This is a genomic window from Alistipes timonensis JC136, assembly GCF_900107675.1.
GTDB lineage: Bacteria > Bacteroidota > Bacteroidia > Bacteroidales > Rikenellaceae > Alistipes > Alistipes timonensis.
Genome location: NZ_FNRI01000002.1, coordinates 342,264 through 368,431, shown reverse-complemented (window position 1 = coordinate 368,431; position 26,168 = coordinate 342,264). Strand labels below are relative to the sequence as shown.

Sequence of the window (26,168 nt, the reverse complement as noted above, 5' to 3'; positions counted from 1 at the left end):
GCTATTGCTGTTTTTCTTCGTCGATATTCTGAATGTGACCGCCGAACAGGAACACGGCAAGGATCGATATGGGGAAGAGCAGGCCGCCGAAGAGGAAGAACGGCGCCCAGCCTGCACGGGTTATCATCGGCACGACGATCATTGCGAGGATGGTTCCCAACACCGCCGCCGCACCGCCCAGACCGGCCAGCGAACCGACCGTGCGGCCGTAGTGGAAGTCGGCGGCCAGGGTCATCAGGTTGGACTGCACGAATTGGTAGCCGCCCAGGATCAGGGCCATCATCACCACGGCGAAAGTCGCCGAGGAGGCCATCGTGGCTCCCACGACGCCCGGCAGGGCGATGCACACGCCGACGATCATCGAGCATTTGCGGGCGAAGTTGAGCGAGCGTCCGCGTTTTTGCAGCAGTCCGGAGAACCACCCTCCGGCGAAGGCTCCGATGGCTGCACCCACGTAAGGAACCCAGGCCGACATGGCCACTTCGCGGATGTCGAGGTTGAAGACCTCGATCAGGTAGATGGGAATGAAGGTTACGAAGATCCACCAGACCGGGTCGATGAAGAAACGCCCCACGATCAGCGCGTAGTTTTTCCGCTCGCGCAGCAGTTCGCCCCAGCTCTTGCAGCGGCAGGGTTCGGTCTTGTGCCCCTCGGGCTGGCCGGAGAGAATGTAATCGCGCTCCTTGTCGGTAATCCAGGGATGTTCCTTGGGACCTTTCTTGTTCACCCAGAGCCACGGGATGATCCAAATCACGGCCAGCGAACCCACGACGGCGAAGGTGGCTTTCCAGCCGAATGCGAGATAGAGGAACGAAATGACGATCGGGGCGAGGATCGACCCTACCGATGTCGAGGCGTTGAACAACCCCTGGGCCAGCGCACGTTCCTTGGTCGGGAACCATTCGGCGTTGGACTTGGTCGTGCCGGGCCACGGGCCCGCTTCGCCCAGTCCGAGCATGAAACGGAACGCGGTGAGCGACTTGAATCCCGCGGCGAAGGCCGTGAAGGCGTCTGCCGCGCCCCACAGCAGTGCCGAGAAGGCGAATCCGCGGCGTGTTCCGATGCGGTCGTAGAGCTTTCCGGAAAAGAGCTGGCTCAGTCCGTAGGCGATCATGAAGAAGATCGTGATGTCGGCGAGCATTTTCTTCGACTGCGCCTTGAATTCGGCCTCCGGCATGGCGGGGTCGAGGATGCCCAGCTCGGCGGCGATGCCGCCTACGGAGGTGTAGACATAGCTGCCGTCGGCCTGTTCCGCAACGCGGTCGGCGGGAGCGGAGATCGTTGAGCCGTCCTCGGCGGTCAGGGTATACGTGCCGTTTGCGGCGTCGAAAACCGCCCTGTCGGCCGGATATTCACTTTTGGTGTTGGCGACCCACATGTAGTTGAGCGTACCGCGGTCGAGGTAGTTGATGATGGAAACGAGCATGATAAGGCTCAGTATGACCCATCTTAATCCATTGACTTTCATATTTCTGCTATTTTATTTGTTCCATCTCGGGTCCCCGATCTCCGAACCGGGCGCCTTGTTTTCGCGCAGACGCAGCGAGACGCCTTCCGCGAGCGGATTGCGGGCGGGCGCTTCGTATGCTTCGGAGGCCTTTGCCGGAAGCATTTTCAGTCCCCGTGCTCCGGGTATCGAGGTCAGCTCGCCTGTCGCCCAGGAGTTCTCCACCGCGACCTTGCTGCCGGGACCCGCGATGATGAAACGGCTGGCGGGACCCGCGAAGGTGAAGACCGACTTCGTTATCTGTATGTCGGCCGTGGCATTGCTCAGCCGGATCGTGCCGGCCTTGTTGTCCGAACGGTTGATGTCGTAGAACGTGCAGCGTTCGATCTCGATCCGGGTCTTCATGGCGGCGTTGGCCGCCACGGCTCCCCGGGCCATATCGGCGAAGGTGCTGTCGCTGAGGCGGATTTTTTCCACCGCGGTCTGCGACGTGCTGGCTGCCGAGTAGACGAAATGCTGCGGGAAACCGCCGTTGAAGACCACGCAGTCCTCGACGCGAATCTCCCCGATGCGGTTGCGCGCCGTGCCGGAGGTGCGGCTGCCGACCAGCCCGGCCCCCGTGTCGCCGCCCAGGTCCACCGTGCATCTCTCGATAGCGACCAGTTCGATCTCCACACTCCCTTCCGAGGGGGTGTCGACGAGGTATTTGGTGCCGAGCGTCAGGTCGAGTCCGCGCAGTACGAGGTGCCGGGCTCCCGTGCCGATCCGGAACGATCCCACGGCGATGCGGGGACGTGTCCCCGCTTCACCCACGATGACCGTGTTTCGCTTCACGGGCAGTGTGCCTTCGACGACGTAGCTGCCTGCCGCGACCACGAGCGTGTCGTTGTCTTTGAGTGTGCGGACCGCCCGCCCCAGGTCGTCGCCCCCGGCGATGCGGCGGGTGGCTGCTCCGGCCGGGAGCGCCAGCAGCGCACAGATGCAAGTTATAAATAAATTCTTCATTTTTGCGCCTTTTCGGGTTACTTGCTGATGAGCGAAGCGCTGTCGCGGTCCACATAGAGCGTGCAGTCGCGGTGCGTGCGCAGGATCGATGCCGGACAAGCCGTGACGATCGGGCCGTCACACGTACCCTTGATGGCGTTGGCCTTGGCGATGGTGGGCACGATGGCGTAGAGTTTCTTCACGAACAGCAGTTCGGGAATGGTGATGGTGTAGGCGTGCGTCGGGACCTCTTCGAGGGTCTTGAAGCAGCCGTCGTTGATCTGCTGGCGGATGCACGTCGGGGCCAGGTCGACGGTCTTGACCGTGAGCGGATCGTCGAAGAATGCCACGTGGGGGTCGTTGAAGGCCAGGTGGCCGTTCTCGCCGATGCCCAGGAACACGATGTCGGCGGGCATCTGCCTGAGCAGCGAGGCGTAGCGTTCGCACTCGGCGGCCGGGTCGGCGGCCTTCGGGTCGATGTAGTTCACCGATTTGAAATTCTTTTTCGAAAAAATGCGGTCGCGAAGGAACTGTCCGAACGCCTGCGGGGCGCAGGGGTCGATGCCGATGTACTCGTCCATGTGGAACGCATTGACGCGCGGCCAGTCGATGTCGTAAGACAGCAGGTTTTGGAGAAATTCGTTCTGAGAGGGGGCCGAAGCGAAGATGATGTTCACTTCGGATTTGGTTTCCAGCAGCGAACGGATGTAGGCGGCCACTTCGCGGGCGGCCACCTCGCCCAGTTCGGCGCGGGTTTCGGAGATCGTTACTTTGAGTCTTCCTTTGGTCAGTCGGGTTACCATGTCGTTGAATAGTTTAATGAATTTATCGTTTATTTTTCGTTGATGCGTTTCTCTCGGAGCAGTGCCGCGGCGCATTCGTGCAGATAGACTTCTACGTTGGTATATGTCTCGGAGAGGCTGTACTGCGATCCGTCGGCCGGGTCGGCGGGGTTGAGTCCGCAGGCGCGTTCCCAGATGTCGGGCATCCCGTCGCCGTCGCTGTCCACGGGAGCTTCGGCCGTTTCGTAGACGGGGTATCCTCCGATCTGCGACGGAGAGTCGATCAATCCCGTTTTGCTCGGATTGGCTCCGGCGACGTATCCCGTCGCGGTCCCGTCGCGGGCGTCGGTCGCCGCCCGCAGGTCTACCTTGTCGCGGGGCCAGGCTCCGGCACTTTCGAGGACCGAGCTGAACGCTTCGTCGGCGCTCTGCGTGGTCGTGTGGCGCTTCGTGCCGCTGATGGGGAATTCCGGAACGCGGCCCGGAGGAGCGGGTATCCCCTCGCCGCCGGCTCCGGACCAGACGATTCCGCTATGGTTGTTCTCCTCGATACGGGTCAGTCCCGTGCCTGTGCGGGTTACATAGCGGTTGCCGTCGATATGCACTTCGGGAAAGGCCGTCGTCGCGGTGCCTGCTACGGCATAGGCCGTCAGGAAACGGTTGCGCGCAGGCGAGTGTGGACCTTCCTTGTAGTAATTGTTCAGCATGTTGAAGTGTCCGCCGTCGCCTCCGTAAGCGACCTCGCCTCCCCAGCCGTACACGACGTTGTTGCGGAAATCGACGTTGCCTCTCCATGATGCGATGGGAGTGGTTTCGGTGTAACTTATCGTGGAATCGAAACGCGGGTTGCGGCTGTCGTGGCGCGAGATGAGGTTGTGGTGGAACGATGCGTCGCGGCCGCCCCAGATACCGCCGTATCCGTGCGGAGTTCCTTTCTCGTGGACTGACAGGCGCAAACTTTCGGTGAGGATGCACCATTGGAGCGTGAAGTTGCGGTTGCGGTAGAATGAACCGCACTCATCGACGCTCCAACTCATCGAGCAGTGGTCGAGAATGACGCCTGTGCTGGCCTGTACCTCGCAGGCATCTTGTCCCGCCCCGGTGTCGACCTCGTCTCCGAGCCGGAAGCGCAGGAATCGGACGATGACATTCTCTGCGTAAAAGATCGACAGCGGCCAGTTTTTCAGGCAGATGCCGTCGCCCGGAGCGGTTTCGCCCGCTATGGTGACGTTGAGGCCCTGTCCGGCGAATGCCCCGTCGTTTCGGAGGTTGAGTTTCGCAACGAGCGGAATGGTTCCCGAAACCTTGAACATCACGATTTTGGGTCCGGGCTGCGTGAGCGCCCAGCGCAGCGACCCTTCGGGCGGTGTCGGATAGGCGTCGAGGAGGTTGGTTACGTAGTAGATCTTTCCGCCGCGTCCGCCCGAGGCATATCGGCCGCCGCCCTCGGCGCCGGGGAAGGCCGGAGTGCGATCCTCGGCGGCAGGGTGAATGCGGAGCGAGATCACCACCGGTTTTTTCGTCTGCCGGCCTTCGCTGTCGCAGACCCAGATGCCGTATTCGGCGGGCGTGCGCTCTGCGGAAGGAACGGTGCGTTCGAGCGTGGAGTGGAATCCTCCTTGCAACGAAGAGGCGTAGCTGTACGGCGGGGTGCCTCCCGTGACGCACAGGTAATCTTCGAGCCGCACCGTGGTTCCTTCGACCGCTTCGAAGACGGCCTGCTCGTTGCGTGTGGCGTTCAGGAGGGTATCGTTCTGCAATTCTTCGCTGTCGCCGCATGCAGCGAGCAGACAGACGACGGCTGTAGTGAAAATGCGTTTCATCGTTTCGTGCATATTATTCCCAGCGGGGATCGCCGAGAGTGGTTTCGTTGTTCTCCTGTGCGGCGCGTACCGCGGGGTCCTTGATGCGGAAGGAGGCTCCGGCGGCCGAGGGGTCGGCCATGGGGTTCTGCCACAGGCCGGCGGGGGCACCGTCGTAGGCGGTCATCCGGTCGGCGATGTTGTAGACGCTCGATCCGAAGGTCGGAGTCTGCGAGGCGAAATACCAGAAGTTCGAGCAGTCGATCTGTTCTTTGGGAACGTATTGCCCCTCTTTGGAGCCGGCGAAACGGAGTATCTGGTATCCCTTCGTGCCGCCGAACCACATCACCGAGTTGCGCAGTGCGATTTTGCGTCTGGATGCGTTCGTCGTACCCGCCATGCGGATGTCGATCAGTGCGTTGCTTCCGGCTGCTCCGACATTGTAGAGCGTACAGTTATCGACGATGACCTCGTAGGCGCAGTCGGCCGTATTGGTCACATAGATCAGACCGCGGGCGCAGTTGGAGAAGGTCGAATTGCGCATGACGATCTTTTCGAACTCGCCGATGCTGCCCGATGCCGAACCGTAGACGATGTTCTGCGTCTGTCCCGCGTTGGAGAAGACAATGGAGTTGACCACTTCGTATTGGTGCAACATCTGTCCGGTGGCCGTGCCTTTCGTCGTGTTGAAGATCGTCGAAGCAGTCGTGGATTTGGAGTTGAGATCGACGATGCAATTGTCGATGCGGAGCAGTGCGATGTCGTAATCGCTTCTCGCCTGCATCAGGTAGGTCGGACATTCGATGCGAAGGTTGCGCAATACGATTCGCTCCAAGGTTCCTTCGGGCTGGAAGTTCTTGGTCATGGTGATCGTCGTGCGTGCCGGATCGTCAGAGTAGAGTTCCAGATTGCGGGCGATGGGGATGACTGCGTCCGCCGTTACCGTGTATTCGCCCGCCACGAGGTAGACGGTCTCGTACTGACGGTCGGGTGCGCTGATGATCGCCGCCAGGTCGTCGCCCGGACGTGCGATGAATACGTCCTGCCCGGGAGCTTCCGGGGTCGGGAATGTTGTCGCGGCGATCTGCTTCCCGTCTTTGGCGTTCAGCGCGGCGGTGTATTCGGCGCCGGGAGCGAGGCCGGTCACCGTCGTCGAACCTGCGGAGATTTCGGCCGCCGTAATGGGAATCCGCCGTTCGGGCGTTTCGGAGCCCTGGCGTGTGAGGACGATTTCGGAAACCTCCTCGGGTGCGATGTAATAGAGTTCCCAGCGAATCTCCGCCAGAGCGCTCACGGGGTCGGTCGTGAAGTCGGGCTGCGCCGAGGCGTAGAGGGCTGGTGTGGGACCGGGAACGGTGCGGTGCGTGCACGAACCGCGCATCTTCTTCCCGGCGTAGAGCTCCAGCGTGTATTCCGTGTCGGTGAGCACGCCCTCGCTGAAGGCGATCCGCTGTGCCGCGGCCTCCTCTTCCGAGACGGGGAAGAGAAGCGCTTCGCCGCCTTCGGTCGGTGTGGCGCGTATTTCGTTGATGGCTTCGGGCTCTGTTTCCGCATCGCCCCAGGTCATCGTCACGGTGCAGGTGATGGACCACGGCGTGATGGTGTAGATCATTTCCGAGGTGGCTTTGACGTTGGGAATCTTGGGCTCGGTGAACGTCCGGGCGGTTACGACGGCGGAATATTCCGACGACGAGACGCCTGTTTTGTCCGAAAGGCCCATCACACGGAAATAGTAGCTTGTGGCTTCCGTAAGTTCTCCGACGGTGTATTGATTGCCTTCGATGGGTTCGGCGACGGAAACGTCGCCCTCGAAATCTTCATTCAGGGCGTATTCGAGCCGGTACGAGTCGGCCGTGCCGCGCCACGATACGTTGATGTGTTCGGAATCGGCGGCGACGGCCGTCACTGCGGAAGGCCGCAGCAGGCTGCTCAGCGAGGCGTCGTAAACCTCGATGCCGGCATCTTGGCAGGCACCGGACCCTGCCGTCAGCGCGCAGGCGGCGAAAAGTTTCAGGATATGGATGGCGTTTTTCATGGTTGGTCGCACGGTTTTAGTTGTTGTAGCCCAATGAAGCGTTGTTCAGGTGCCCCTGGCTGTTCATGATGACCGACGAGGGCAGCGGCATGTCGAGCCTGCGGTCGGGATCGGTGTGGTACTGCGCTTCGATGTAGGCGTCGGAGAGGTAACCCGACGAGGCCGAGGGGGTGATCCACAGCGACGGTGTGGCGGGTGCGGCCGCGGCGTTGCCCGAGGGATTCCAATTTCGCCAGCCTCCGGCCTTCATCCAGGCGTCGAGCGCGGCCTGGTCGGTCACTTGCTGTCCTTGGGTTCCGGGGGCCGTCTCGCCGCGGTTGAGCCCGTACCAGACGATTTCGCGTTCGCCGGCGGCGGAACTTTTGTATTTCCAGAAGACGTAGGCCGGAACGTCGGTGTAGCTGCCCGACAGCGTCCTGAGATCGTACATGTCCTGCTTCACCTTGTCCATGTTGGTTTTCAGCAGATTCCAGCGGATGAGGTCCTGCTTGCGGATCATCTCGCCGACAAATTCGAAACGGCGCTCCTCCTGGACAGCTTTCAGAAAGTCGGCTTCGGAGCCGGAGACGCTCGCGACGAATTCGGCCTGCGGGGTGCCGAACGCGCGTTCGCGGATGCGTTGGAGGGCCTGTTTCGCCTCTTCGGTCGGACCGCCGTTGAGGCGGTTGTCGGCCTCGGCGAACATCAGCAGCACATCGGCGTAACGGAGGACGATCGGCGTGATGCCGTCGTTGGCGTTGGCCGAGAGTTTGGCCAGCGAGGGATCTTTCCACTCGGCGCGCAGCTTGCCGCAGGTCATCATGCTCGGGCGCGTCAATTCCTGCACGCCGTCGGCCCAGCGGAAGGCTGCGACCGAGATGTCGCGCCGTCTGTCCTTCACGTCGAAATCGTAGTAGAGCGTGGGAACGACGCCCATCGTGCCGCCCATATAGACGCTGGTATAGGGATCGCTGTCGGCCGAAATGGTTCCGCTGCCGCCCGGGCCGCGGTGGTAAACGCCTGCCGCAACCATCCAGTTGCCGCGCGAATTGTATTTGAAAGGCAGCTCCCAGAGGGGCTCGCCCCCTGCCGAAACCTTTACGGCGCAATTGTCTTTGAAAATCTTGGCGAAGTCGTTTTCGAGAACGAACCCGTTGCCTTCGTGCTGCATGATCTCGCGGCATTCGTCGCGGGCGATGGCGTAGGTTTTTTCGACCGTGAGTTCGGGATCGGCGCTCAGTTGTGCAGTGTTCAACTCTCCGTAGAGGTGGTAGCCGTAACCGCCTGCCGTGAGGGCGATACGGGCCCGCAGCGCCTTGGCGGCGGCGCGGTTGGGGCGCAGCACGGTGCTCGTGACGCCCTGTCCGGGCCATGGCATCAACCGTGCGGATTCTTCCAGATCGGCGAGCAACCGTTTCCATATCATGTCGCGGTCCGCACGCTCGGCGTAGAGGCTTTCGTTGGAGAGCGCGTCGAACCGGGCCGGAATGTTGCCCCAGATGCCCACCAGTTCGTAGTAGATCCAGGCGCGCAGGAAAAGCGCCTCGCCCAGCAGGTAGGCCAGGTCGGCGTTGTGTTCCGTGTCGCCGTAGGTGCGCAGCCCTTCGATGCAGTTATTGGCACGTTCGACGGCGATCATGGCGTAGGAGAAAGCGTCGCCGAAATAGTTGTCCGTCTCGCTGTATTTATAGACGGCATAGGCGGCGTGGCCGTCGCTCTGGGCCGCTGAGACGCCCGAGGTCGAGCTCAGGTGGCGTTCGGTGTCGTTGTTGTAACCGTGGTAGGCCCACAGGCGTCCGTTGAACGAGTTGTAGTTGATCGACTCGTAGATGCCCATCACGGCGCCCGTGGCGAGCGTGGGATCGGAGAAAATCGTCTCGTCCGTGAATGAAGATTCGGTCTTTGCTTCCAGAAACTCGTTGAAGCAGGAGCAGAGGCATGCCGCTGCGGCGAGGAGTATAATTGTTTTCAGCGTTTTCATTTTCAGAAGGTAAGGTTAAGTCCGACGATAAAGCCCCGGGTCTTGGGGTAGGGCGAGTAGTCCACTCCGGGAGTGAGGGGCGTGGAGCGCCGGGTGTCCACCTCGGGGTCGAAGCCTGAATAGCCGGTCCAGCAGAAGAGGTTCGTTCCGGTGACATAGATGCGCAGTTGGCTCAGGCGCAGCTTGCGCAGCAGTGCGTCGGGCAGCGAGTAGCCGATCGTGGCTGAATTGAGGCGCAGGAACGAGCCGTCCTCGACGATGTAGGAACTGACGTAGCGGTAGGCGCTCATGGGGGTCCACATCGTGGTGCTGCGGTTGATCTCGTCCAGCAGCACCGGATCGGTGATGCGCTGTCCGGCGTCGTCGATGCTCTGCCAGCGGTTGCGGGAGTCCATCGCCGTCAGCAGGTTTTGGTAGCGGTAACCCGCCGTCGAGGTGTATTCGGCCTTGTTGACGTTAAGGATCTTGTTGCCCAGCGTGTAGGTGAAGTTGGCGTTGAAGTCGAGTCCCTTGATGCGTCCCGCGAGCGAGAAGCCGCCGGTTGCCTTGGGGAGGGTGCAGCCCAGCACGGTGCGGTCGGTTCCCGCCGAGATGGTGCCGGGATCGCCTCCGAGATCGCGGAAACGCACGGCGCCCGGACCCCAGCCGTTGCCGGCGATGTGCGAGTTGTCCAGCACGCCTTCGTTGGCCTGCCATGAGGAACCGTTCCAGGTGAAGTCGGATGCGGGGTAGCGGCCGTCGGAAACGTAGCCCCAGATCTGGCCCAACGACTGACCAGGCGTGACCACGAAGTCGTAATCGATCTGCGTCGAGGCCCACGAGGAGTAGGCCTCGATCCGATCCAGTCCGCCCAGGTCGAGCACCTTGTTGCGGTTCATGGCGATATTGAACGAGAATTGCAGCGAATAGTCGCGCTTGTCGACCAGCACGGCGTTGATCGCCAGTTCGATGCCTTTGTTTTGCGTGCTGCCCATGTTGCGGTATTGATGCGTGTAGCCCGCACCCTTGATGGGGAAGAGAATCAACTGGTCGTGCGTCGTGTTCAGGTAGAGGTCGAGGTTGCCGTTCAGGCGGTTGTTGAAGAACCCGAAGTCGAGTCCCACGTTCCGCGACACGGTGGTTTCCCACACCAGGTCGGGGTTGGTCATATATTTGCCCTGCGACCAGTAGGAGACCGACGTGTCGAAGGGCAACAACTGCGTGTTGTCGGAGGTGTATTCGGCGAGGGTCTGGCCGCCGGGTATGTTGTCGTTGCCCGCCAGTCCGATGCTGGCGCGCAGTTTGAGCTGCGAAAGCCACTCTGCGTTTTCCAGGAACGCCTCTTCGGAGATGCGCCAGGCCACGGCTCCCGAGGGAAAATAACCCCACGGCTGGCTCTTCTGGAATTTGCTCGAACCGTCGGCGCGCAGCGTGCCGGTCAACAGATAACGGTCGTCGTAGGCGTAGTTTATGCGCGTGAAGAACGAAAGCAGGTTGTCGGGCGTCGCGTAGAAATTGTTGGTCGAGACGGCCGTGCCTTCGGTCGTGAAGCGGAACGCTTGCCGTGCGGAGAACGTGACGGGGAATCCGTCGATGTCGGTGGTCAGCGTCCGGGACCTGGTCGTGTTGAGCTCCTGCCCGACGAGCACGTTCAGACGGTGTTTTTTCGGCAGCAGGTCCTTGAAGTCGTAGCTGAGGGTGTTGTAGTTGGAGATACTGCGCGAATCGGTGTTCGTCAGTTCGATGGCCGGATGGTCCTTGACCGTGGAGTTCATGCGTGCATAGTAGGTCGTGATGCCGAAGAACCGCTGGTTTTCGTTCCAGTTGAACCCGACGTTGAGGTTCGAGCGGAAGACGAGATTCTTGACGATGGTCCAGGAGAAGCCTCCCGAGAGGGCCAGGTTGCGGCGTTTCTGAATCCGGTCGTTGTCGCGGATGTATTCCGTCGGGGTGAACAGACCGCTGTTCTTGTAAAATTCGTCGTCGTCGAAACCCTCCTGTGAGAGTCCTTTGAGCGGAATGGGCGAATACTGCATGACGTAGCGCATGCGCGGATCGCTGCTGCGGCCGCCGCTCTGTTCGTTGGCCCCCGATCCCGAGATTTTCGTGTCGGAGAAGCGCGTCTGGAAATCGAGCGTCACTTTGCGCGAGGGTTTGTGCTGGAACTTGAAGGTGAAGTTGTCGCGCACGAAATCCGAAGTAATCATCACCGCGTCGTCCATCTGGCGGGTGTAGCTGGCCGAATAGGTCATCTTCTCACCCTTGCCCGTGAGCGCCACGTTGTAGTTCTGCGTGGTGGCCGAGCGTCCGAAGACGATCTTCTTCCAATCGTTGCCCGCATAGTTCCTGTAGAGGTGCATGTCTTCGAAGACGCCGAAATAGGGTTCGTACATCGAACTTACGGAGTTCCGGTAGACGGATTGTTCGTACTGCCAGAGGCTATACTCGAAGGGATCGAGCATCTCGGGCATCGGCACCACGTATTTCAGCCCCGCATAGGCGTTGAACGACACCGTGACGCCGTTCCGATGGGCGCTTTTGGTGGTGATCATGATGACGCCGTTGGCGCCCCGCGAGCCGTAGATGGCCGTCGAGGAGGCGTCTTTGAGCACGTCGATCGACTGAATGTCCGAGGGCGAGATGTCGGAAATCGACGAAACGGGGAATCCGTCCACGATGTAGAGCGGCGAGCTGCTCTGCGTGATCGAGTTGCGTCCGCGGACGTACATCGATACCTCGGCGTCGGGGGCGCCGTCGGTGGTGAGCACCTGCACTCCGGCCAGCTTGCCCGAGATGGCTTCGGCGATGTTGTTGACGGGCGTGCGGACGATGTCTTCGGCCGATACCGACGAGACGGCTCCCGTGAGGTCGGCGCGGCGTGCGGTTCCGTAGCCGATCACGACCACCTCGTTGATGGCGGTGTGCATCGATTCGAGCCGCACGTCGACTTTGGTGCGGCCTGCGACGGGCACTTCGAGTTTCTTCATCCCGACGTAGGTGAAGACGAGCGTATCCTTCCGCAGGTCGACGTTTGGCAGGACGTATTCGCCGCGGGTTCCCGTCGTCGTGGCTGCGGATTTGCCTTTGAGGGCCGCCACGGCGCCGAACAGCGGTTCGCCGTCGTGGCCGGTTACGACGCCCGTGACTTGCTGGGCCGCCGCCGGCAAAAGAACCGACAGCAGGCAGCACAGGGTCAGATAGAATTTGGTCATAGCGGTTTTAGGTTGGGTTGGGTTAAGTTGGGTTATAGATCGGGGATTGGTTTCACGTATTGTCCCAGCGGATTGTGCGCTTCGACACATGCCTCGACGAAGATTGCTGCGAATTCCTCGGCTCCGCGGATGCAGAGGTGCGTATCGTCGGCGTTTCCGTCGGGAAAGCGTTCGGCGACGTTGGGTTCGACGTAGAGATAGAGTTTCTTGGACTCCTCGGGACCGTATTGCAGCACGCGCTCGCCCGTCAGCCGGTTCATGTCCACCAGGGGGACGTTCAACTCTTCGGCGACTTCGGCGGCTGCCGGAACATAGCGTCCGTGGGAGTCACGCAGCGAACCGTCCTTGTTGAACAGCCGGCGCACGATGGAGGTTGCAAGGATCGGGGTGGCGCCTTTTTCGCGGGCCTCGGTGACGAAGCGGCGCAGGTTCTCCTTGAAGGTAGTTTCGGGGTCGGTGTAACGCTTCGGATCGCTCTTTTTGGCGTCGTTGTGCCCGAATTGGATCAGCAGCAGGTCGCCCGGCGCGATACGGTCGAGGACCTTTTGCCAGCGTCCCTCGTTGATGAAACTTTTGGTGCTGCGGCCCGAGACGGCGCAGTTGCGGACGATGAGCCGCGAAGGGTCGAAGAAACACTGCAAGGGTTCGGCCCAGCCGCGCCCCGGATCGCCCGGGTCTTCGTCGCATTTGGTGTTCGGGGCCATGGTCGAATCGCCGATGGCGTAGAGCGTTACCGGGCCTTCGGCCAGGACTTTCGCCGCCGGCAGGAGCAGCAGCGCACAGATGAGAGATTTCAGGGTTTTCATATGCGTCATGCAGTTTTATTTGAGCAGACAGGCTGCGAGCGGATGATTTGCTTCGGAGAGTTCGATGCCGAAAAGCCGGGCCACTTCACAGGCGCCGTCGTAGTTCCAGTGCGAATTGTCGGCGTTCCCTTCGGGAAACCGTTCGACCACGCCCGGTTCGATGTGGTTGAAATAACGCTTCGACCCCTCGGGTCCGGCCTGCTCGACCAGCTTCCACGTAGCCGTTTTGAGGTCCATGACGGGAACTCCGCACTCCTTGCCGACCGCTTCGACCGCCGTGACATAGGGACCGTAGGTGTCGATCAGTTTTCCCTCCTTGTCGAAGCGGCGGCGCACGACGGAGGTAGCCAACAGGGGTTCGGCGCCCTTCCCGCGGGCTTCGCGGATAAAGCGGCGGAAGTTGTCGCGGAACGAGGTTTCGGCGTCGGTATGCCGCTTGGGATCGGCTTTCTGGTCGTTGCCGCCGAACTGAATCAGCAGATAGTCGCCCGGTGCGAGCTGTGCGAGCACCTGGTCCCAAAGTCCCTCGTCGATAAAGCTTTTCGAACTGCGGCCCGAGCGGGCGCAGTTGTGGATTTCGAGCCGCGTCGTATCGAACACCTGTCCGAGGGCGTCGCCCCAGCCGTAGCCGCGGTCATAGGCGGGATCGTAGGGTTTATTATTATAGGACATGGTCGAGTCGCCGATGGTGAACAGCCGCTTGCGTTGCTGCGCAAGCGATGCGCCTGCGGAAATGAGCAGGGCGGCGGTGAGGAAAATTCCGAATAGTCGATGGGTTTTCATGATTTTTGAATTAATCGTTAACGTACACGGTTTTTGATTCGGTACTACTTTGTATGTTTAAAATATTAATAATTAACTATTTAATATTATTTATACGAACCAAAAAGAGCTTTTTGGAATATTTTAACGTTTACAAATCTATAATTTATTCAGTCTCGATGCAAATTTTTCGCAAAAAAAATGATATATTTACACACTGTAAACTTAAAAGAACAACTTTTCCAACGTAAATTTATTGAGTCGTCGGCTATGATTGAATCAGAGAGAACAGCAACGATGGAGCAGGTCGCGCAAGCGGCCGGGGTGTCGATCGGAACCGTGGACCGCGTATTGCACAACCGTGAGGGCGTCTCGGAGAAAACCCGCAAGAAAGTCTTCAAGGTTATCAATGAAATAGGTTATAAACCAAATATATATGCCTCGATTCTGTCGCGCAGGAAAGATTTCAGCATCGTTGCCATCATTCCCTATTTTCAGACCGGAGAGTATTGGGAATTGGTTTATAGCGGCATTACGAGAGCCGTCAAACAGTCGCAGGGACTCAACATTGATTTGAAGATTTTTTACTACAACCAGTTCGATTTGGAGTCCTTCCGCGGGGCCTGTCGCAACACGATCGACGCACAGCCCGACGCCCTTTTCATCGCACCTATTTATAAGGAGGACACCATCCGTCTGGTGCATCGTTTGACATCGTTATCGATTCCGGTCGCCTACATCGACACGAAACCTGAAAATACCGACTACCTCGCTTATTTCGGCATGCCGCTTTTCGAGAGCGGTTATCTGGCCGCAGATCTGCTTGTGGGCAAAGACCCCGGTGTCAAGGAGGTCGTGAGCTTCAATATCGACCGTGGAGAGGCTCCTCCCAACGATTCGATGCTTACCCGCCACCGGGGATTTCGGGCCTATCTCGACGATAACAACCCTGGCTGCAAGCTTACCGACTGTTCGATGTCGCCGTTCGATTTCCTCCATAACATGCGGCTTTTCGACGCTTTTTTCGAGGAACATCCCGACGTGAAACACATCGTCACGTTCAACTCGCGGGCGCATCTGGTTTCGGATTGGATGGAGATCCGGGGAATTCGTGACAAGAAGCTGCTGGGCTTCGATATGTTACAGGCCAACATGCGGGCGTTGAAGAACGGAACGATCTCCGTGCTCATTGCGGAACGTACGGATAAAGAGGCGTTTAATGCCGTGAAATCGCTGATCGATTTTCTGGTGTTGCGCCAGCGTCCCCGCCACCGCGACAATTTCAGTTCGATCGACATTCTGACCCGTTACAACGTCGATTTCTACCTCGCCGAAGAGTAAAAAACGCGGTTTTGCACCGATTTTTTTGGAAAAAGGATTTATTGTCGTATTTTTGTTTTGGTCCGTTAACGTTAACGGAATTTGATGATACCTGACGAACCGATAATGAGATGAAAAAACTGATTCTGTTTTGGCTGCTGACCCTTCCGGCCGCAACGGTCATCGGGGTTTCGCGGCAGGATGCGGGCGATGCCTGCCGGCAGGAATCCGGGGGTGCTTCGTCGCTTTCCCGGGCGGCCGCGGTGAAACCCGTTTCCGGGGCGTCCGCTCCGGATTCCGTTTCGGATGTGCGGCTTCCGGCCTTTCCCGGGGCTGAGGGCGGCGGCATGTACGCCACGGGAGGCCGTGGCGGTCGTGTGATCTATGTGACGCGGCTGGACGATGACGAGCGGGAAGGATCGCTGCGCTGGGCTGTCACCCGCAAATATCCCCGGACGATTCTGTTCAAGGTCTCCGGCATCATCCGGCTCCGGAAGCGGCTGAACATCACGGGCGGCGACGTGACGATCGCCGGGCAGAGCGCCCCCGGCGATGGCATCTGCATTGCAGGCTTCGGCGTGGCCGTACGGGCCGACAACGTCGTGCTGCGCTACCTGCGTTTCCGCATGGGGGATGAGATGGGGGCCGCGGCGCATGATGAAGATGCGCTCGGAGGCCGTTATCACCGCAATATCCTGATCGACCACTGTTCGATCAGTTGGAGTACGGACGAGTGCGCTTCGTTCTACGCCAACGAGAATTTCACGATGCAGTGGTGCATCCTCTCCGAGAGCTTGCGCCGTTCGCTGCACGACAAGGGCAGCCACGGATACGGCGGCATCTGGGGCGGCCGGAACGCCTCTTTCCACCACAATCTGCTGGCTTCGCACGACAGCCGCAATCCGCGTTTCGACCATCCGCTGCTGTATTTGCCCAATGTCGAATTGGACGATTTCCGCGGGGTGGTGGACTTCCGGAACAATGTCGTTTATAATTGGGGTTCGAATAACTCCTACGGCGGCGAAGGCGGGCGTTTCAACCTGGTCGCCAATTATTACAAGCCCGGTCCGGCGACTCCGGTCAAGGTCACGGCGGCCTTCATCACCGCCTACGGCCGCACGCCGGACCTCCACAACAAGGAGGAACGCGTCTACTACGAGTCGCCCTATCCCGCGCTCTACATGTCCGGAAACGTCATGGAGGGCAACCGCGACATTACGCGTTCGAACTATGCCGGGGTCCGCTATGCCGCGACGGGCGGTGAGAAAGGGGCGCTGCTGGACGAGCCGATGCCCGTTAACGGCCTTGTCGAGGGGCATACCACGACCCACACCGCGAAACGCGCCTATGAACTCGTGCTGGCGTGGGCCGGGGCATCGCGCGTGCGGGATGCCGTGGACGAGCGTATCGTGCATGACGCACGCACCGGCACGGCGACCGTGACGGAGGGCGGCAACGGCAGTACGGGCGGTTTCATTGATACGCAGCGTGCTGTCGGCGGGTGGCCCGAATACCGCAGTTCGCCCGCTCCGGAGGACCGCGACCGCGACGGAATTCCCGATGCCTGGGAGCGACTGCACGGCCTCGATCCCGACGACCCGGCGGATGCCGCGAAACCCGGCCCCGGGAGCGGCTATACGTGGCTCGAACGTTACCTGAACAGCCTTGTGGAGCCGATTGCCGCTTCGCAGAACAACCGAATAAAACCCTGAACCGAATGAAACGTATCCTCTTGCCGCTTCTTTTGTCGGCCGGTCTGTCGGCCGTGGTTGCCGCGCCGAAAAACGACTCCGGAAAGGTGCTTCCGGCCATGAAAAAAGCCACCCGATTCATGTACGACCGTGTGAGTACCGAAGGCGGGTTCGTCTGGAACTACACCACGGATCTTTCGCGCCGCTGGGGAGAGCTCGAAGCCTATCCCACGATGGTCTGGGTCGAAAAAGGCACGCCCGAGATGGGGCAGCTGATGATTGATGCCTACCATGCTACGGGTGACGAATACTATTACGACATGGCTGTACGCTCGGCCCGTATTCTGATCCGGGGACAGCTTCCCTGCGGAGGGTGGAATTACAAATTCGACCTGGCCGGGGCGGCTTCCGAGCGGCGGTGGTTCGAGACCGTCGGACGCAATGCCTGGGGCATGGGCGAGCACGGCCACTATTACGGTAACGCCACCTTCGACGACGACGTAACCGCCTCGGCGCTCAATTTCCTGATGCGCATCTACCTCGAAAAGTCCGATCCGCAGTTCAAGCCGGCACTCGACAGGGCGATCGGTCTGGTTCTCGAAAGCCAGTATCCCGTCGGCGGGTGGCCCCAGCGCTGGCCGCTGATGTACGATCATCCTGATCCCGACGGTACGCCCGACTACTCGGCCTGCATCACTTTCAACGACGACGTGATTCCCAACAACATCGAGATCCTGCTGCGCGTGGCTTGCATCATGGGCGATGCCCGGGCCATGGAGCCGCTGATCCGGGCCATGAACTGTGTGCGGACGCTCCAACAGGGGACTCCGTCGGCGGGCTGGGCCGACCAATATTACCTCGATCTCACGCCCGCCAAGGCGCGTGATTTCGAGCCCGCGGCGATCTCCACCGTACGCACCCGCGACTGCATCCGCCTGCTGATGGATTTCTACCGCCTGACCGGTGACCGGAAATTCCTTGACGGCATTCCTGCGGCGCTGGATTTTCTGCGCGCCGCGGCGCTCGACGAGGCTTCGGCGGCCGATCTCGGACGCAAGCCGGGAAAGGGGCGTCTGCTTTGTCCGCGCTTCGTCAAACCCGGCACGCTGACCCCGTTGTATATGCACCGCAAGGGGCTGCACGTGGATAACGGCGTCTATTACATCGATCAGAATCCGCAGAACGTCATCGGCCATTACGCTGCGCTCGTGGTGATCCACATCGACGATTTGCAGCGTAAATACGATGCGCTGAACGCCCTTCCTGCGGCCGAAGCCGCCGCTGAATCCCCGTTGCTGGGGAATGTCCGAATGGAACTGCCGCGCTACCACACCCCGGCGATTGCCTCCGCCGATACATCGCGCGTCGGCGCGGTCCTTTCGTCGCTCGACGGCGAAGGCCGCTGGATCGGACCGCTGAATTGGGTGCTCGTGCCCTATATCGGGCCGGGGAGAGCGGACGATCCCGTCCCCGATACCTACGAAGAGACCCTCGGCAATCCGCATAATACGGCGTCGCTGGTCACCGAGCCGGTGGAGGGCATCTGCCTGCGAACCTATATCGATAACATGGCGACACTGATCGCGTCGCTCTCAAATAATCAGAACTGATGAAAACTCGAAGCAACACGTTCATTCCCGAAAGCGAAACGGTCTGGGAATCCTGCGGCGAAGGAATCCGCCGTCAGATCATGGGCTATGATCCGCACCTCATGGTGGTGAAGGTCGCTTTTGAAAAAGGCGCCGTCGGCGCCCTGCACACGCATTATCATTCTCAGGCGTCCCATGTCGTGAGCGGGCGTTTCGAATCCCGCGTCGGGACGGAGAAGCGGCTGCTTGGTCCCGGCGACGGGTACTACGTCGCTCCGGACGAGCCGCACGAACTGCTTTGCTTGGAGGCCGGGATTGTTCTCGACATCTTTTCGCCTCTGCGGGCCGATTTCCTGAAATAACGGCTACGGCTGTTTCTCCGCAAGAAAAATAAAACGGACGGCACCGAAAGGGCCGTCCGTTTTCGTCCGTATTGCTACGGGATTATTCCTCGTCGCGGTACATGTGTTCCACGTATACGGCGTGCTGCATCGCCTCGCGCTTCGCGATCGAAGGCTTGGTGAAGTACTGGCGGCGGCGAAGTTCCTTCAGGACGCCCGTGCGCTCGTATTTACGTTTGAACTTTTTCAGGGCGCGCTCGATGTTTTCGCCCTCTTTTACCGGCATGATAATCATAATATTCTCAGTTTTTTGTTGTTTTTAAATTCGTTCGTTGTCGTGTTCTGCGGGGCGTGCATCCTCGATGCCCTCTCCCTCGAAAAAATCCGTTTACTCGTCGGCAGGTCCGCTGACAGACCCGAATTGCAGATAGGGAGCCAGCCGTGCTGCCTCCTTGCGGGTCATTATGTGCTCTTCAATCAATTCCTCAGCGGTACTCCAACCTCCTTTCAACTGTCTTGCTTTCAGTAATTTTCGTAATACCTGCGGTGCTATGTAGGGGTGTCTCCCCAGCACTTTCGGGCTTGCAAAGTTAATATCAATTTTCCGAATTTTGCAACTATCGCAGTAAATTTGTTTCAAAATTTTCTCATAATTGCGTTCCGTGACTCCCGGAACCTCTGCGAGTTGCTCCGCGCGGAGGAATCCTCCGAGCCGTTCGCGGTAGGCGAGGATCGCCCCGACGGTCTTGGGCCCGATGCCCGAAACCGAGCGCAGGGCGGCCGAATCGGCCGTGTTCAGTTCGACGGGCTCTTCGATCGGGCGGGGCTTCCGCTCGGGGAAGATGATGTAGGGTTCGAGCGCCGCAGCCACCGAGTCGCTCACGACGTAGCAGTCGCGCAGCTCCTCCATGTCGTAGATGCCGCTCAGGTCGCGCCAGCGGATGAAAGCCTCGGCCTGCCGTTTCGACAGGGCCCCGATGGCCCGCAGGTAGCGGACGCTCACGGTGTCGATGCGGAACGGTTGGGGCGTCAGCGGTTCGGGGAGGATGCGCCCCGTGCGGTACTCCTCCGGGGCGATGGCGTATTTGCGGCCGATGCGGACCCACGGCGCCAGCCGTCGGTAGAGCGAGTCGCTGATGCCGTAACAGAGCGCCATATCCTCGGGGATGCGGAACACCTTGCCCGCGGCGCGGTATTTCAGCAGGCTCACGGCCTCGTGTTTCGAAAGCCCCAGCTCCAGCAGGTCGTCCAGCGTCGCCGTGTTGGGGTCGAAGTGCCTCAGCTCGACGCTGTCCCGGCGTATCTCCATTGCGGCTTCAGCACGGCGCGCGGCTTCGGGATTGGCCGACGGGCGTACCAGCACCAGGGCCGTGATGAGCAGTCCGGCCAGCGGCAGGAATATCGCAACGGCGCGTATCTCGCGGTCTGAAAAGAGTTTAGCCATCTTTTCGCTGTTTTTCGATCTCCTCCAGCGCTTGCTTCACCGAGCCCCGGCGAAGCAACAACTGCCGGGCTTCGGCTTCGGTGAGTCCCGACGCTTCGGCGACCATACGCGTTCCGCGGGCGACGAGTTTGTCGTTGGTGAGCTGCATGTTGACCATGCGGTTGCCTTCGACACGTCCCAGGCGGATCATCACGGCCGTGGAGAGCATGTTGAGCATCAATTTCTGGGCCGTTCCGGCCTTCATGCGCGTCGATCCGGTCACGAACTCGGGACCTACGACGGCTTCGAGGGCATATTCCGCCTCGGCTGCTGCGGGCGACGCGGGGTTGCAGGTGACCGAGGCGGTCAGCAGTCCGTGGCGGCGCGCCGTGCGCAGTCCGCCGATGACATAGGGCGTGGTCCCCGACGCCGCGATGCCGATGAGCGTGTCGTCGGCCGTGGGGCGGTAAGGCGCCATGTCGCGCCATGCTCCTTCGGTGTCGTCTTCGGCGTGTTCCACGGCCCGGCGCAGGGCTCCGTCGCCTCCGGCGATCAGCCCGATCACCCGGTCGAACGGAACGCCGTAGGTCGGGGGCAGTTCCGAAGCGTCGGTGACGCCCAGCCGGCCGCTCGTCCCGGCGCCGATGTAGAACATCCGCCCGCCGCGCCGCATGCGTTCGGCGATGCGTTCGACGAGTTGTTCCATGACGGGGATGGTTGCCCGAACGGCCTCGTGTACGCGGGCGTCTTCGCGGTTGATGCCCGTCAGGATGTCGTGCACCGACATCTGTTGCAGGTTGTCGTAGGGTGAATCCTGCTCGGTGATTCTATCTTCCATGATGGTATTCCAAAAGTCCCTCTGCGGGGGATTCGACAATGGTTCCGATGCGGCACCCCTCCGCCGCCAGCGCTTCGCGCAGCAGGGGCTCGAAATGGGCCGCGATGCCGCCCGCGAACGAAACGGCAAGTCCCTGCGGGTAGCGGCTCAGGTTGCGGGTTGCGAAGTCGCGGAACGACCTGAGAACCATCTCCCGGACTTCGGGGCAGGTTGCGTGTGCATGTATGAAAGGTGCGAACGAAGCCAGGAACCGGCTGGCATAGGGCTCGCGGTAGACGCGGCGGATGATCTCTTCGTAACTGAGTCCGGTCGCGGACAGAAACTCCTCTTTCAGCGGAATGTGCCCTTTGAAGATGCCGTTCAGAAAATTGCGTCCCAGGTGCACGCCGCCGCCCTCGTCGCCCAGCACATAGCCCAGCGGAGGGACGTTTTGCCGAATTTCGCCGCCGCGGCACCAGCACGAGTTGGAGCCGGTGCCGAGGATGCAGGCGATGCCTTCGCCGCGGCCGAAGAGGGCGCGTGCCGCACCCAGCAGGTCCGATTCGACCGTGACGTCCTCCGTTCCGAAATGCGCCGCCAATTCCCGGCGCATTTTCTCGCTCGCCCCGGGAAACGTAGCGCCGCATCCGGCTCCGTAGAACCGCACGGCCGTGACTGCTCCGCAAGGGGGCAGTTCTGCGAGTGTTTCGCGGATTTGTTCCTCGGAGTGCTGCACGGCATTGATTCCCCGCGTGCGCACGGTCGTCGTGCGCGCGCCGTCGTCCACGATCCACGTGCATTTGGTCGATCCGCTGTCGGCGATGATTAGCATGGGTTAAATATACATATTAATATGGGAAATCGAAAAAAAATGGAGTAACTAAGTTTTTTAGTTTAAAAACTATAAAAAATAGTTGCATGTGAATAAATTTTAGTTACCTTTGCCCATGTAAGCCCGGCTAAGAGCCGGGATTTAGGTGCGATGGCTGCTTTTGGAGGGGACCCCTTGTCCGCGCTCCCGCCCGGCTCAGAGCCGGGTTCAGGATTTACGCCATCGTTTGCACTTTGATCGGAACACAAAAAGGTATTATCGCTTATGGAAAAACTGACACGCAGGGAGGAGGAGCTGATGCGTTGCTTCTGGGAGCACGGACCGCTGTTCGTGCGGGAACTGGTGGCTCTGTCGCCCGACCCCAAACCCCATTTCAACACCCTTTCGACCATGGTCCGCGCCCTCGAAGCCAAAGGCTATGTGGATCATAATACGTTCGGAAGCACCTACCAGTACTATCCGGTGGTCACCGAGGAGGAGTTCTCCCGCTCGACGCTCGGAAGCGTCATCAGCCGCTATTTCGAAAATTCATACCTCGGGGCCGTTTCGGCGCTGGTCGAGGAGGAGAAGATTTCGGTCGGCGAACTGCGCGAGCTGATCGACCGCATCGAGAACGAAAACCGCCGGTAGCCATGTATGACCTGATGATTTACAGCCTGAAGGTCGGGGGCTGTCTGGCTGTTTTCTACCTGTTCTTCAAATTGCTGCTGAGCCGCGAGACCTTCCACCGTTTCAACCGCATCGTGTTGCTGGGGGCGATGGTGCTTTCGTTCGTGCTGCCGCTGTGCGTGATAACGGTCTACCGCGAACTGCCCGTCTTGCCGGAATCTCCGGCGGAAAAGGCCGTGACGACCGTTGCCGCCGAGCCGCCTGCGGAGCCTTTTCCGTGGGAGAAACTGGCCGGAGGCGCTTTTGTGGCCGGAGCTGTCGTTACGCTCCTCGGAACCTGCTGTTCGCTTTTCGGCGTGGTGCGCCTCGTCAGGCGGGGGAGCCGCGAACGGTTGGAGGACGGATCGGTGCTGGTGCGCACGGACCGGGCCGTGACGCCTTTCAGTTGGGGACGTTATATCTTCATGTCCGGGAAAGACCTCGCCGAGAACGGCGGCGCCATCCTGTTGCACGAACGCGCCCACCTTCGGCTGCGTCATTCGCTGGACCTGATCGTGACCGATGTTGCGGGATGCCTGCAATGGTTCAATCCGGCGATGTGGCTGCTGCGCCGTGAACTGCGCGCTATCCACGAATACGAGGCCGACGAGGCCGTGCTCGAAAGCGGTGTCGATGCCAGGGATTATCAATTGTTATTAATAAGGAAAGCTGCCGGCGGGAGGTGGTACTCAGTTGCCAACAGCTTTAATCACAGTAAACTTAAAAACCGAATTACCATGATGTTACGTAAAAGATCGTCGCGGTGGGCCGGAGCCCGTGTGCTTCTGCTGCTGCCGCTTATGGGCGCAGCCCTCGGGGCTTTCGCCGAAACCGCGTATGTCTTTCCGGAGGACAAAGTTACAAAAGAAAAATCGGGAATCCGCATCCGGGGCGTGAAATCTTCGTCCGGAAAGGAGCCGCTGGTGCTGGTCGACGGCCGGGAGACCGTGTTGGACAGCATTAAGACCGAACAGATTAAGACGATCACCGTGTTGAAGGATTCGACGGTGGTGGCTGTATACGGGGAAAAGGGCCGCAACGGCGTGATCCTTGTAGAGATGAAAAAAGACACGGAACCGGCCAGCATGTACCTCGAAGTGAAAAAGGCGAAGGTCGTTTCCGGGAAATCGGGCACCGTGATCGTGTCGGACAGCGTCGGGACGGTGGTCACAGCGGGCAAACCGGAAGAGGTGACGGTGGTCGGCTACGGGATGAAATCGAAAGAGGGGAATGTCGTACGGCTCCGGGGGCATAGGAGATCGGATTCCAGAACGGTCGTTTATCTGGTCGACGGGGTCCGGGTGCCGGAGATCGAGTCGCTCGATCCCAACCGGATTGAGAGTATCTCGGTGCTAAAGGATGCCTCCGTTCCCGCGGAGTATCTTGCCGAAGGGCGTACCGGCGTGATTGCGATCACGACCAAGCGGACCCCCGATGCGCGGCAGGCCGCGGTGGAGTCCGTCGAAGGCTCCCCGGATAGTTCGACGACGGTTTACAAGGGCAGCGTGACGGTCAACGGGGCTTTTTCCGAGGGTACGCTGATCCTTATCAACGGTAAGGAGGCCGCGCAGGCGGATGTCGACGCCCTGAAACCGGGGCGGATTAAAAAAATGACCGTCTATAAGGGCGACGAAGCCGTGAAACGTTACGGCGAGAGGGGGCGCAACGGCGTGGCCGATATCCGCGTCCGGAAATGAGGCTTACAGGAAATACACCATAAGCAGCTAAAAAGTTCAGCAGGGGACGGAGTTCAAAACTCCGTCCCTTTTTTATCCTACTTGAATTCGACGATCTCGGGACGTGTCGGACGATAGCGGTACTGCTCCATGCGCGTGGAGTTCGAGAGGCGGAAATACTCGCTTTCGACCAGTCCGTTCTTGCCGAAGGCGATGCCCAGGCGAATTTGGATCGTGTTGAATACCAGTCGTTCGTTTCGCAGCCGCACACCCAGTCCGAACGAGGTGAAAAAGTCGTTTTTGAAGATGTTGGGCGAATAGCCGATCAGCCCGAAGTCGGCGAACCCGAAGACGGCGATGCGGAATCCCAGCGGTTGGTAGGGGGTGAAAATCACCGTTTCGGTGTTGAGAATCATGCGGTTGGTGCCGATGATGTGCTCTTTGAGGGCCTGCAATCCGTCGATGCGGGTGAAACGGATGCTTTCGTCGCTGCCTGTGCCGCGGTTCCAGCCCTGGGTGTAGTTGAAGGCGAGGAACTGGCGGATGCGGCTGCGCCGGAAGAGGAACAGGTTGGAGAACCACCGCAGGTCGACGTCCACGGCGCTGCGCTGCCACATGCCGTCGTTGAGGTCGATGTAGCTTCCCAGCGTGAATCCGCCCATGATGTAGCCCACACCGCGGAATCCTCCGGTTTCATAGCTCATGCCCAGGTACATGGCGTCGTTGAATTCGCCCCACGAATAACCCGTTGTCAACTCGGCCTTGTAGCCGGTTGCCAGGTACTCGCGGAGTCCGAATCCGTAGATCATGTTGGCCGTGTAGAATTTCTCGCGGTAGAGGCCCGCTCCGACCAGCAGGGCGTCCTGGTCGTGCAGCGCCGGATTGAAATGCGGTCCCACGAGGGGCCGCCGGCTGACCCGGCGGTAGTTGTAGCGTCCTGTGAGGTAGACGCTCGAATTGATGCGCCGCAGGTAGTGGGAGTAACCTCCCCAGGCGTCGAGGTTCCGCTCTTTGACCAGCAGCGAGGTGTCCTGCTCGACCATGTAGCGTTTGGATTTGATGTCGCTGTACGTGAGGCCGATTTCGTAGTCGGTGGGTTTAAGGAACTCCTTGCGCAGCCCCATGTCGAGCGTCGAGTTGTAGAAGTCGCGCCCGGCGGCGAACTCCGCGGTGTAGAAACTCCCCAGTACGTTGGGAATTTCGTATTCGACCATGTTGCCGCCGTAGGAGAAGTCCTTGCGGCTGAAATTGGTCATGAGTTTGAGCTTGTTGCCCCAGCCGAGGATGTTGGCGTCGGAGAGTCCGACCATCGTCCGGCCCTCGGAGTGCCATCCTCCGTCGACCGAGATGGTCCAGCTGTCGCGCGTGGTGATGGCCAGGTTGACGCGCGTCGAGTCGAACGCGTCGGGCAGCACCGTGACGTCGATATCGGCAATGTAGCCGCGCGAGCGGATCAACTGTTTGTTGCGCACGATCAGCTCCGGATCGAGCGTGTCGCCCGGTTTGAAAAGCAGGTCGCGGCGGATGACGCGCTCGCGGGTGAGGCGGTGGGTTTTGTTGGCGGTGCGTTCGAGCCAGTTGCCCCCGGGGTCGAAGATCTGCCGGCGGTCGATGGTGATTTCACCGATGGTTTTCCCGGAGTAGGGTTGCAGCAGGCGGCTTTCGTCGGTCACCCGGCCGCTCATGGTGGTATCGAGGACGGGTTTCACGAAAAGCATCTTGTAGAGCATGCGCGGCACGGCACGGCGGTTGGTTTTCGACTCGATGCTGTCGTAGAGCCGCTGGTTGCGGGCCGAGGCGTCGGGATTCGACACGCGGGCGCTGTCCGGGGTGAAACGGTCGGGCGTATGCGCACCGGGACCTGCGACGCGGGCAAAGGAGGCGGTTGCCGCCGCAGTCAGGGTCAGTACCAATATGCAAAACCGGGCATACATTCGGTAAAGATAACGCTTTTTTCCGGTATTAAGTATGGAAAATCGCATCCGGAGGCCCTCAGGATGCGAAAAAGGTTCACCTTCAGGTGAACCTTTTTCTATTGCGTTGGCCGGGCGGGGCGTTTTTC

The 26,168-nt window shown here is 60.1% G+C and carries 20 protein-coding genes; 6 read left to right on the top strand and 14 right to left on the bottom strand.

Annotation, left to right across the window (positions count from 1 at the left end; translation table 11 throughout):
- Position 1 precedes the first annotated feature (1 nt).
- Genes BLU78_RS03850 through BLU78_RS03810 form a run of 9 tightly spaced genes read right to left on the bottom strand, consistent with a single transcriptional unit; the run spans position 2 to position 13,790 of the window.
- Positions 2-1,468, bottom strand: a complete 1,467-nt coding sequence (locus tag BLU78_RS03850; protein WP_026020753.1) for an MFS transporter — start codon at positions 1,466-1,468, stop codon at positions 2-4.
- A gap of 12 nt (positions 1,469-1,480) precedes the next feature.
- On the bottom strand, positions 1,481-2,452 hold the full coding sequence (locus BLU78_RS03845; RefSeq protein ID WP_010263151.1) for a hypothetical protein: 972 nt from the start codon (positions 2,450-2,452) through the stop codon (positions 1,481-1,483).
- A gap of 17 nt (positions 2,453-2,469) precedes the next feature.
- Positions 2,470-3,234, bottom strand: coding sequence for a glucosamine-6-phosphate deaminase (locus BLU78_RS03840; protein WP_010263153.1), 765 nt, complete (start codon positions 3,232-3,234; stop codon positions 2,470-2,472).
- 29 nt (positions 3,235-3,263) lie between these two features.
- Complete coding sequence (locus tag BLU78_RS03835) at positions 3,264-5,036, bottom strand: pectate lyase family protein (protein WP_231290859.1); 1,773 nt, start codon at positions 5,034-5,036, stop codon at positions 3,264-3,266.
- Positions 5,037-5,049: 13 nt separating this feature from the next.
- Complete coding sequence (locus tag BLU78_RS03830; protein WP_010263160.1) at positions 5,050-7,050, bottom strand: hypothetical protein; 2,001 nt, start codon at positions 7,048-7,050, stop codon at positions 5,050-5,052.
- 16 nt (positions 7,051-7,066) lie between these two features.
- Positions 7,067-9,010 carry a RagB/SusD family nutrient uptake outer membrane protein gene (locus BLU78_RS03825; protein WP_010263162.1) on the bottom strand — a complete coding sequence of 648 codons (1,944 nt, stop codon included), beginning with the start codon at positions 9,008-9,010 and terminating at the stop codon, positions 7,067-7,069.
- Positions 9,011-9,012: 2 nt separating this feature from the next.
- Positions 9,013-12,201, bottom strand: coding sequence for a SusC/RagA family TonB-linked outer membrane protein (locus BLU78_RS03820; protein ID WP_010263167.1), 3,189 nt, complete (start codon positions 12,199-12,201; stop codon positions 9,013-9,015).
- 32 nt (positions 12,202-12,233) lie between these two features.
- The gene (locus BLU78_RS03815) at positions 12,234-13,007 is read right to left on the bottom strand and encodes a rhamnogalacturonan acetylesterase (protein ID WP_020692993.1); all 774 of its coding nucleotides are present in this window, start codon (positions 13,005-13,007) and stop codon (positions 12,234-12,236) included.
- Positions 13,008-13,022: 15 nt separating this feature from the next.
- Entirely contained in the window at positions 13,023-13,790 is a 768-nt protein-coding gene (locus BLU78_RS03810; RefSeq protein ID WP_010263174.1) for a rhamnogalacturonan acetylesterase, read from the bottom strand.
- Positions 13,791-14,039: 249 nt separating this feature from the next.
- Between BLU78_RS03810 and BLU78_RS03805 the strand changes: the two genes are divergently transcribed.
- The 4 genes from BLU78_RS03805 (at position 14,040) to BLU78_RS03790 (ending at position 18,731) form a co-directional block, all read left to right on the top strand.
- The gene (locus BLU78_RS03805; RefSeq protein ID WP_187120223.1) at positions 14,040-15,110 is read left to right on the top strand and encodes a substrate-binding domain-containing protein; all 1,071 of its coding nucleotides are present in this window, start codon (positions 14,040-14,042) and stop codon (positions 15,108-15,110) included.
- Between the two features lie 110 nt (positions 15,111-15,220).
- Positions 15,221-16,801 carry a pectate lyase family protein gene (locus BLU78_RS03800; protein ID WP_010263177.1) on the top strand — a complete coding sequence of 527 codons (1,581 nt, stop codon included), beginning with the start codon at positions 15,221-15,223 and terminating at the stop codon, positions 16,799-16,801.
- Between the two features lie 5 nt (positions 16,802-16,806).
- Complete coding sequence (locus BLU78_RS03795) at positions 16,807-18,390, top strand: pectate lyase (protein WP_010263181.1); 1,584 nt, start codon at positions 16,807-16,809, stop codon at positions 18,388-18,390.
- Positions 18,390-18,731: a cupin domain-containing protein gene (locus BLU78_RS03790; protein ID WP_010263186.1), complete on the top strand. Its 342-nt coding sequence runs from the start codon at positions 18,390-18,392 to the stop codon at positions 18,729-18,731. The genes BLU78_RS03795 and BLU78_RS03790 overlap by 1 nt, the downstream gene beginning before the upstream one ends.
- 82 nt (positions 18,732-18,813) lie before the next feature.
- Here BLU78_RS03790 and rpsU read toward each other — a convergent pair whose 3' ends face one another.
- The 4 genes from rpsU to BLU78_RS03770 all read right to left on the bottom strand — a co-directional run bounded on the left by rpsU (position 18,814) and on the right by BLU78_RS03770 (position 21,782).
- The gene (rpsU, locus tag BLU78_RS03785) at positions 18,814-19,005 is read right to left on the bottom strand and encodes a 30S ribosomal protein S21 (RefSeq protein WP_010263190.1); all 192 of its coding nucleotides are present in this window, start codon (positions 19,003-19,005) and stop codon (positions 18,814-18,816) included.
- A 93-nt stretch (positions 19,006-19,098) separates the two neighbouring features.
- Positions 19,099-20,154, bottom strand: a complete 1,056-nt coding sequence (locus BLU78_RS03780; protein ID WP_010263194.1) for a helix-hairpin-helix domain-containing protein — start codon at positions 20,152-20,154, stop codon at positions 19,099-19,101.
- Positions 20,147-20,971: an N-acetylmuramic acid 6-phosphate etherase gene (locus BLU78_RS03775; protein WP_010263198.1), complete on the bottom strand. Its 825-nt coding sequence runs from the start codon at positions 20,969-20,971 to the stop codon at positions 20,147-20,149. Before BLU78_RS03775 ends, BLU78_RS03780 begins: the two co-directional genes overlap by 8 nt.
- Positions 20,961-21,782 (bottom strand): ATPase, encoded by an 822-nt coding sequence (locus tag BLU78_RS03770; RefSeq protein ID WP_010263200.1) that lies wholly within the window; start codon positions 21,780-21,782, stop codon positions 20,961-20,963. The genes BLU78_RS03775 and BLU78_RS03770 overlap by 11 nt, the downstream gene beginning before the upstream one ends.
- Positions 21,783-22,046: 264 nt before the next feature.
- Here BLU78_RS03770 and BLU78_RS03765 point away from each other — a divergent pair, with 264 nt between their 5' ends.
- Positions 22,047-22,412 carry a BlaI/MecI/CopY family transcriptional regulator gene (locus BLU78_RS03765; protein ID WP_010263205.1) on the top strand — a complete coding sequence of 122 codons (366 nt, stop codon included), beginning with the start codon at positions 22,047-22,049 and terminating at the stop codon, positions 22,410-22,412.
- Positions 22,413-22,414: 2 nt separating this feature from the next.
- Positions 22,415-24,127, top strand: coding sequence for a M56 family metallopeptidase (locus BLU78_RS03760; protein WP_010263208.1), 1,713 nt, complete (start codon positions 22,415-22,417; stop codon positions 24,125-24,127).
- A gap of 77 nt (positions 24,128-24,204) precedes the next feature.
- Here BLU78_RS03760 and BLU78_RS03755 read toward each other — a convergent pair whose 3' ends face one another.
- The gene (locus BLU78_RS03755) at positions 24,205-26,040 is read right to left on the bottom strand and encodes a BamA/TamA family outer membrane protein (RefSeq protein WP_010263211.1); all 1,836 of its coding nucleotides are present in this window, start codon (positions 26,038-26,040) and stop codon (positions 24,205-24,207) included.
- Positions 26,041-26,168: the final 128 nt, after the last annotated feature.